The following is a 3,151-nucleotide window of genomic DNA, read 5'->3' on the forward strand; positions in this document are numbered from 1 at the left end:
CCTTACCAGTTTGCGAGCCTTACCAGCTCATGCCCCGTTAGCAAATAACCTTAATCTTCTTCACGGACCGCAAGGTCAAGGTGCCAAAATGTGTAATACAATCTCGATCCCTCATCCGGGGGATGTTAGCTATATCTCCTTCACGTGCCGCAAGGTTCCGTCCGCTATCTTTAGTGGCGTGGAGGTGAATCATGACTAAAGTAACTGTCGATTATCCTTCTTCTATCTCCCGCCGTAAGCTTTCAAATCTGTTCAATCACTCCCCGTTTATGTTGTCTCTTGTTCATGACATGTGTGACTCTCAAGCTATTGTTCTTGCTGCCATGTGTGAAGGGAAGTGCGTAACAAGTGCGGGGAACCGGATTGAAGCAGACTACGAAGTAACTAAGCTGGCTGCGGTCATTGATGTTCTGGAAAATAAGTTTTACCTGCCTGTATCACGCGTGAAGATTCCCACCGCGTCGGATACTGGAGGTGGAACTATCCAAGCTAAATATCTCATTACGGAAAATGATATGCAGCTGTTGCTGGAAGATCCGGAATCAGTGGTTTTGACGCGAGAGAGATTGGCTCTTTCTAAGTTAAAAAGTCGAGATGAACGTTGTTTAAAACGTTTGGTGTCCGTTCACGGTTATGATGAAGTTTTTCGATCACTACAGGCGTTAGATGTAGCTAATGATTCTTTTGGTCGAGATTGCGGGTAATGCTTTAAACGGCAATGAATTGACGTTTAAAGCATGGCCGTTTAACGTTTGACGTTAGAAAGAAAAAAGCCACCCGGCAAGGTGGCTTTTTCAAGGTTCAACAAACGGGCAAGTTTTTGAACCGGGTAACTGTCGTAAGGGCGACGAGTCACCAAAACAAGTATCTCCAGTTTAGCCGCAATATGGCTATCACATCAAGACTCATCCCTTTGCCCAGTTACCAATGGCCGCTGCCATTGGCGCTTTGCCGTGTCTATCCGGATTGGATTCAAGTCGAAAGTTACCGGAACAGGCGCAGCGGTCGGACTGAACGGGGGGTTCGTGCATACAGTCCAGCTTGGAGCGAACTGCCTTCCCGGAACCGAGTGTCAGGCGTGGAATGAGAAACCGCGGCCATAACAGCGGAGTGACACCGGTAAACCGAAAGGCAGGAACAGGAGAGCGCACGAGGGAGCCACCAGGGGGAAACGCCTGGTATCTTTAAGTCCTGTCGGGTTTCGCCACCACTGATTTGAGCGTCAGATTTCGTGATGCTTGTCAGGGGGGCGGAGCCTATGGAAAAACGGCAACGCCGTGGCCTTGCTTCTTCTTTGCTAAGTATCGCCCTGGCATCCTCTAGGAAATTTCCGCCCAGTTTGTAAGCCCACACCGCTCGCCGCAGCCGAACGACCGAGCGCAGCGAGTCAGTGAGCGAGGAAGCGGAATATCTCCTGTCTCGTATATTCTGCTGACGCGCCGGTGCTGCCTTTTTCCTCCTTCCACATGAAGCACTTCACTGACCTCCGCATCCGTGTCGACATATTAAGCCAGTATACACTCCGCTAGCGCTACGTGACTGGTTCAGGGCTGCGCCCCGACACCCGCTAAAAGCACTGACGCGCCTGCGGCTTGCCCAACCCCGCGCCGTCCGGGAAAGAATTTCCCGATCGACCCGACGTTTCTGTTTACCTGTGATGTTAACGTTTGGATCTTTTTCCCGGGTTTACCTATTTTCTTCTAATGAAGCGTTCACAGCTGACGTTAATAGATGGGTGCTTCATGTTTGGTTTTTCACCAGGAGAACTTATGAACCTTTGCCCCGATGAACGTCTGCTCTTTGTGCGGATGATTTCCGCTATGCTTCGCCGTTCGGGCGGTGATGCGGGTGCTTTTATGTTTGAGGCGTATCGCCATATTGTGTCCGATACCAATCAAGCTCGTCGTTCCTACATGCTCGACCTGCTCGAAAGCGTCAGGCATGACTATGTACACGGTGGATATACATAGTTGCCCTGGATACGCTTTTCGTCTAAGTGAGCGTTCTTTTCGTCTCTTTATTCGCCGTCCTGTATACCGAAGCGTGCGCTCAGCTTCTGATAAAGCGCTTCAGCCTGTTCGTGCATTCGCTCACAGTCGGCTGCCTCGTCATCAAGATCGAGCATGTCGAGTTTTTCGAGCAGCAGCAGCGACTGCGCCCGGATAAATTTTGCCATGTTCAGTGCGGCTGATTCCTGTTTTGTCATACGGCTTTTTCCCGGTTTTATGGTGATCGCAGACTGAAATCTTACTTCATTCACTTGAGTGCATAGCCATGCAGGTACGCAGAAATCATCAGGGGCGTTTTTTCTCGATATGGGCACAGAAAGGTGTATGTTTCAGGCCGGAGGCCTCAGAAACGCCCTGAGAGCCTCTGAGGCGGTGCGGGCAACGGATGTTATGTTAAAAGTTACTTTCCCGAGCTTGTGTCGTAGTTTCTTCCTACGTGATTCATCAAGTAGGAACCTGATAGATCGATACACCAGAGATCCTCATCGATCCTTCTTTATTTATTTAATTTATTGTTAAACAAAGACTATTTGTAAACCTATAAACTACACCGATCGATTGGGATCCTTTCAATAGGAAAAAACACTAAACAATTTATATATGCTCTAAACGGCTTCAAACTGATTTAAACGGCTTTAAATTATTGGTGAACCTATGACTAGGTTTTTGTGTAGATAATGTCTTAGGCAGCGTTTGGTGCCGTACAGTGGGGGTTTTACAGGCTGCTCTCGATGCTGCTGTTGGTCTGATGGCTGGTTTTTTAAACACTGTTTACGGGATCCCTCGTTAGAATTACTATCCATGGCGCTGGCTGTGGTGGCTGGCAATTAAAAAACATAGGCAGGTAGCTGTGGTGGCTATTTGTCGAAGCTTGAGATGGCTTCTTAAGAAGGTGAAACCTTCACAAGAGAACCCGCTAATCGTGAAGAGGCGGGTTTTTTTGTGTCAAAAATCCTCGATTCATCAGCGCATTAATTGCTCTTCAATATGGTGATCGTGTTAGAATAGGCGCAACGGCAGACCTTACCAGTTTGCGAGCCTTACCAGCTCATGCCCCGTTAGCAAATAACCTTAATCTTCTTCACGGACCGCAAGGTCAAGGTGCCAAAATGTGTAATACAATCTCGATCCCTCATCCGGGG

3 protein-coding genes are annotated in these 3,151 nt (G+C 48.5%); 2 read left to right on the forward strand and 1 reads right to left on the reverse strand.

Annotated features, from left to right (window positions below):
* Window positions 1-191: 191 nt before the first annotated feature.
* The gene (locus tag ACMWL8_RS25005; RefSeq protein ID WP_053507525.1) at window positions 192-704 is read left to right on the forward strand and encodes a hypothetical protein; all 513 of its coding nucleotides are present in this window, start codon (window positions 192-194) and stop codon (window positions 702-704) included.
* A 1,038-nt stretch (window positions 705-1,742) separates the two neighbouring features.
* On the forward strand, window positions 1,743-1,970 hold the full coding sequence (locus ACMWL8_RS25010; protein WP_206282062.1) for a hypothetical protein: 228 nt from the start codon (window positions 1,743-1,745) through the stop codon (window positions 1,968-1,970).
* A gap of 47 nt (window positions 1,971-2,017) precedes the next feature.
* Here ACMWL8_RS25010 and ACMWL8_RS25015 read toward each other — a convergent pair whose 3' ends face one another.
* Window positions 2,018-2,206, reverse strand: a complete 189-nt coding sequence (locus tag ACMWL8_RS25015) for a Rop family plasmid primer RNA-binding protein (RefSeq protein WP_053507524.1) — start codon at window positions 2,204-2,206, stop codon at window positions 2,018-2,020.
* Window positions 2,207-3,151: the final 945 nt, after the last annotated feature.

Source organism: Enterobacter sp. 04-C-12-SI-ECC, assembly GCF_047530715.1.
GTDB classification, from domain to species: Bacteria; Pseudomonadota; Gammaproteobacteria; order Enterobacterales; family Enterobacteriaceae; genus Enterobacter; species Enterobacter bugandensis.

Bases quoted from the DNA above. Each gene is read 5' to 3' on its own strand.
- ACMWL8_RS25010 (WP_206282062.1), top strand. From the start codon at position 1,743: ATGTTTGGTTTTTCACCAGGAGAACTTATGAACCTTTGCCCCGATGAA.
- ACMWL8_RS25005 (WP_053507525.1), top strand. From the start codon at position 192: ATGACTAAAGTAACTGTCGATTATCCTTCTTCTATCTCCCGCCGTAAG.
- ACMWL8_RS25015 (WP_053507524.1), bottom strand. From the start codon at position 2,206: ATGACAAAACAGGAATCAGCCGCACTGAACATGGCAAAATTTATCCGG.